At 52.3% G+C, this 5,305-nt stretch carries 3 protein-coding genes and 1 pseudogene; all 4 read left to right on the plus strand.

All coding sequences use genetic code 11. From position 1 onward, the window contains the following. Window positions 1-121: pseudogene (locus L1D47_RS19965) on the plus strand (IS5/IS1182 family transposase); the annotation flags it as partial. Window positions 122-333: 212 nt separating this feature from the next. Further along, window positions 334-1,104, plus strand: a complete 771-nt coding sequence (locus L1D47_RS19970) for a thermonuclease family protein (RefSeq protein ID WP_239886540.1) — start codon at window positions 334-336, stop codon at window positions 1,102-1,104. A 179-nt stretch (window positions 1,105-1,283) separates the two neighbouring features. Continuing rightward, the gene (locus tag L1D47_RS19975; RefSeq protein ID WP_239886541.1) at window positions 1,284-2,531 is read left to right on the plus strand and encodes a malic enzyme-like NAD(P)-binding protein; all 1,248 of its coding nucleotides are present in this window, start codon (window positions 1,284-1,286) and stop codon (window positions 2,529-2,531) included. Window positions 2,532-3,114: 583 nt separating this feature from the next. Then, window positions 3,115-5,025, plus strand: coding sequence for an RNase E specificity factor CsrD (gene csrD, locus L1D47_RS19980; RefSeq protein WP_239886542.1), 1,911 nt, complete (start codon window positions 3,115-3,117; stop codon window positions 5,023-5,025). Window positions 5,026-5,305 lie beyond the last annotated feature (280 nt).

The raw sequence follows: 5,305 nt of genomic DNA on the forward strand, positions 1-5,305 counted from the left end.
CTTTATCAAAGCACGCTATAAAGGGCTGACGAAAAATGACTCACAGTTAGCCATGCTATTCACCTTGGCGAACCTGTTTAAAGTAGACCAGATGTTACGACGACAGCCAAGATCTGTCTGAAATCCGGGAACAGCCTGGAATTAGGTCGAAATTCGGCGTAAAACGGCAGTATGTTGGCCAAAATTGAACACTTAGCGTTCAAAAATCAGGCGATACCTAAATTGCAGGACTTGTTCGCAGTTTCCCTAGAATGATCAATTATTTATTACGATTGGTATAAGGTAATGATATAACTGATCGACCGAGCGTTTAATCTAGGGAAGCGATTTATTATGGATAAGATTCTGGCCCTCTCTCTTTCTCTCTGCTCCTTTCTGGCGACGGCCAGCGGCAGCCTGTGTGCGCCGACCCATTATGATGAGACGGTGACTTTCGCCTCGGTGATCGATGGCGATACCCTGATGCTGGAAGATGGCCGTCAACTCAGGCTGATCGGCATCGACTCGCCCGAGATAGATAGACATTATCCCGAGCTGTCCGAACCCTTCGCCAATCGGGCTCGCAACTTTCTGGCGGAGCGCTTGGTACCCGGTCAGGCACTCGAGCTAGCCTTCGACCGTAAACGCCTGGATCCTCAGGGAAGAACATTGGCTTATGCCTATACCGAATCAGGAGAGCATCTACAGGAGATGATGCTGAGTCAGGGCTACGCTAAGGCGAGAGTCTATCAGAACGACTATTTCTGGCAGTGTTTGGCCAATATCGAGCGTCAGGCACGTCAGGAGAGGCGGGGATTATGGAGCCATAAAAGCTATCAGGCCAAGTCGCCAGATGAGCTGGGGCGCGACGATCGCAACCGTTGGCGAGAGGTCAGAGGAGTAGTGACGGGTTTTGAAAGAAAAGGTCAGCAATTGTGGCTGATTATCGATGAAAACTTTTATGTGGGTATACCTAGAGAGGAATCTGGTAAATTTAGCAACATTTTAACCCTAAATCTGCTTGAAAGTCCGGTAATCGTGCGTGGTGAGTTGTATTATTCCTACAAAAAATGGCAGATGATTGCCCATCATCCTTCGCAGATAAGTTTGCAAAATAAGCCTTAGACCGTTTGGCTTCATAATAAACTGAAATTTTCTAATATCTTGTTTAAAAATCGCCTAATTTCGAGTATCTTAGCGCCCTAATGGCTCGCGTCGTTTTTCGCCAAATCTGGGGGAGCGAAGCGGGGCAAATAAGACCTTACCCTGAACACACTTGTCGCATTTTTTGCAGGATTACTAAAATGGCCGATTTCCGTCAGCAAGCCCTTGACTACCATGAGTTCCCCGTACCAGGCAAAACCGCCGTTAGCCTGACCAAGCCCGCAGAGACCAGCATGGATCTGGCGCTGGCCTATAGTCCGGGTGTGGCCGAGCCGGTGCGTGAAATTGCTGCCAATCCTGACGACGCCTACCGTTACACCGCCAAGGGCAACACGGTTGCCGTGATCTCAAACGGTACCGCCATCTTAGGCCTGGGTAACCTGGGGCCACTGGCCTCTAAGCCTGTGATGGAAGGTAAGGCGCTGCTGTTCAAACATTTCGCCAATATTGATGCCACAGACATCGAGGTGAAGCATCGTACAGCGGAAGAGTTTATCAACACGGTAGAGGCGATTGCCGATACTTTTGGTGGCATCAACCTGGAAGACATCAAGGCGCCAGAGTGTTTCGAGATCGAGAAGGCGCTTATCGAGCGTTGTAACGTGCCAGTCTTCCATGACGATCAACATGGTACGGCCATCGTGACCGCTGCCGGCATGATCAACGCCTTAGAGATCCAAGGTAAGAAGCTGGAAGAGGCGGTCTTTGTCTGTATGGGCGCCGGCGCTGCGGCGATCGCCTGTATGACCATGCTGGTGAAGTGTGGCGTGCAGCGTGAGAATGTCTACATGCTGGATCGCAAGGGGGTTATCCACACCCGTCGTGAAGATATCAACGAATACAAGGCGCTGTTTGCCAACAACACAGACAAGCGTACCCTGCAGGATGTGATCAAGGGCGCCGACGCCTTCCTCGGCCTGTCTGGCCCAGATGTATTGAGCGCTGAAGATGTGGCCCTGATGGCCGAGAAGCCGGTGATCTTCGCCTGTTCAAACCCAGATCCTGAGATCAAGCCTGAACTGGCCCACGATGTGCGTAAAGATCTGATCATGGGCACGGGCCGCAGCGACTACCCTAACCAGGTGAACAATGTGCTCTGCTTCCCCTTCATCTTCCGTGGCGCCCTGGATGTGCGCGCGGCTAAGATCAATGACGAGATGAAGATTGCCGCAGTACACGCCATCGCGGCCCTGGCGAAAGAGCCGGTTCCTGCCGAGGTATTGGCGGCCTATCCAGACGTGTCTGAGTTGAAGTTTGGCCCCGATTATGTGATTCCTAAGCCGATGGACCCACGCCTGCTGTCAAACGTGGCCAAGGCGGTTGCCCAGGCGGCTATTGACTCAGGTGTTGCCGCCTTGCCGACATTGCCTGAACACTACACCGCCTAATCGGCGAATGTGATGATAAGAAAAGGGCCTCAGGGCCCTTTTTTATTGTGCCTTTACGGCTTTATTTGTATGGTAAGTGTTAATATGCAGCCTTTGCGTTGACGCCTTTCACCGCAAGCGCTCAGCGAAGCTGTTAGGAGTCGTTCCAGACGATTTCTTTGTTGCGTGCTATTTACATAGAATAACTATGCGTACAGCACGCGCCTTGAGCAAAACGCGTTTAGATTGAACAAACAGTAAACCTGAAAGATAAACAGACCCAGGGCCTGTTTATCTTTCGCGTTCATTTTTGCAGCATTCTGTATCGCTTTTATACAAGGCAGAGCGATTGTAATGTGGTGTGCTACATCAATGAGCGATAACGCAGTAGAAAAATGATACAGACGCTGCCCGCAGGGTTCGTCTTGAGTACGTTCAACTCTTTGTTACTCGGCTTTTATATAGAATAACTATACTTCAAGCCTCATGCCGCGATTTGAACGTGCTCAATTAGAACAAAAATTGTTCTCAAAAGTTCAACAGGCCCTAGATGATAAAGCGGTCTCAGACGTAAAAAATAATAATAATCCTGCAGGAAGCGGAAATGAAATTGACACAACTCCTCACCAAGAAGTTAACCGGCTTTTGGCTGCTTTCCCTCGCTGCGGTCGCCTTCATCTTTCTGCTTACCGCCCTGGTCAGTTTTATTCAGCTTACCTATAAGTTCCAACAGCAGCAGATGACAGAGCTGGAAGAGATGCTGCTGCAACATCAGGTCCGCCATGAGCTGCAGCATCTGGATATCTGGTTGCCGCAGATATTGGCCGCCTACGACGCGCAAAAATTTACCCTTATCCGTGGCGAAGAGACGCTGTATCGTTTCGATAGGGGCAATCATGATCAGAGTGTGGTCAACTATGACAGGGTGCTCAACCAGACCCTAGATCTGCATTTTCATATCAGCCTGCCCCAGCCCTTCTTGCTGCATAACATCAGCTGGCACGGCAGCCTGGTGTTCCTGGTGGACTGTATCGCCGTGGGGCTGCTGGTACGCCGGGGCTATCTCTGGCTGGCGCAGCAGTTACAGGGCATAGAAGATCTGGCCAAGCGCAGTCATCTGATCCTCTCCGGAGACTATGACAAGGCCCTGGCCGAGACGGGTCATGGCCGTCCTCGATTGATCAACCGTGCCCTGACCCAGATGCTGCTGGAGCTGGATGACGCCCAGAAGCAGCGCGCCAGGTTCGATCAGTTTATTCGCTCCAACACCTTCCTCGATCCCGAATCTGGCATAGGTAACCGACTGTTTCTCAAGAATCGTCTGGATGCCCTGAGTAACAAGGATGGCATGATGGCCCCTGGGGTGCTTCTGCTGCTGGAGATGGAAGATCTGGATCTGTTACAGCAGGAGGCCGATGAGTTCAGCATTCAGGAGCTGCTCACCCAGACCATAGGCGGCATCAGCCACTTGCTGGACAGCCAGGCCAACAGCATCTTCTCCCGCCGCTCCTATAATCAGTTTGCCATCGTGGTGCCGCAGATCTCCCTGGCGGACGCCGAGAAGCTGGCGGCCAAGCTGCTCAAGGTCTGCCTGAGCCAGCCGCTGGAAGGGGTGAATAACCGCGACGACTTCTTTCATATCGGCGTGGCCTACTTCAAGGTCGGTGAGAGCAAGGAGCAGCTGATCGAGGAGGCCGAGATGGCGCTGCGGGCGGCGCAGTTTCAGGGCAACAGTGGCTGGTTCATGTACGACAAGGGCGCGGTGGACGAGGAGTTTGCCCGGGGCTCGGTGCGTTGGCGCAGCTTTCTCGAGTATGCGCTGGTCAACAAGCGGGTAGTGCCCTTTACGCAGGCGGTGCTCGACAGCGATGGCAAGGAGCACCACAGCGAGGTCTCCTGTCGTCTGCGGGACAGCGGCAACAACCTGGTGCGCGCCACCCTGTTCCTGCCGATGGCCATCAAGTGTGGTCTGATCCCGCAGATCGAACGTCAGGTGATCGAGGCCGTGTTGTTCGATCTGTTACCCAAGTCACCCAAGGACAAGGATAAATACAGTATTAATCTCTCTCTGGACACCCTGACCAGCAGAGCCTTTATCCGTTGGTTGCAGACGACACTGCTGGAGTATCGTCACCTGACGCCGCGGCTCATCTTCGAGATCAACGAAGATATCCTGGTAAACAACCTGGCTAAGCTGAAGGCGCCGCTGGATATGATCGCCAAGATGGGAGCCAGCCTGTGTGTCGACAGGGTTGGGCAGCAGGTGGTGAGTACTCAATATCTTCAATCCTGCCGCGTGGATCTGATTAAGCTGCACAGGTCTATCGTGCGGCAGATACATTTACGCCAGGAAAATCAGCTGTTTGTCAGAAGCCTTATCGGCGGACTCTATCGCACCGAGGTGCAGGTCTTTGCCGAAGGGGTCGAGTCGCTGGAGGAGTGGCAGACGCTGAAAATTTTAGGGGTGAGTGCGGGGCAGGGCAGTTTCTTTAGTGACCCGCTCGAGGTCGGGTGATTTTGTTATCTCGCTGTTGGGACTGATAAGGGCTTGTATGGTTAATCCCGTTCCATTTTAGGGTAAATTGGAGGCCCACCCTCAATGGCCGTTGAGGGTCTTTATGCAGTAGCTCGATTGAATGGCGGCTCCTCTTACGAGAGACCGGTAACAAGTGGGTAGCGCTGCATAACTCCTAGCAATAACTCGAACAGTCATTGGGGCCTCGAGCCCGTATAGCAAGGCAGAGTAAGCTTATAATGAACAACCATAAAAACCAAACTGAAATCAATGTCGGCGT

Source organism: Shewanella sp. Isolate7 (genome assembly GCF_022398425.1).
Taxonomy (GTDB): domain Bacteria; phylum Pseudomonadota; class Gammaproteobacteria; order Enterobacterales; family Shewanellaceae; genus Shewanella.

Coding starts and splice junctions, on each gene's coding strand:
- L1D47_RS19970 (WP_239886540.1), top strand. CDS start 334: ATGGATAAGATTCTGGCCCTCTCTCTTTCTCTCTGCTCCTTTCTGGCG.
- L1D47_RS19975 (WP_239886541.1), top strand. CDS start 1,284: ATGGCCGATTTCCGTCAGCAAGCCCTTGACTACCATGAGTTCCCCGTA.
- csrD (WP_239886542.1), top strand. CDS start 3,115: ATGAAATTGACACAACTCCTCACCAAGAAGTTAACCGGCTTTTGGCTG.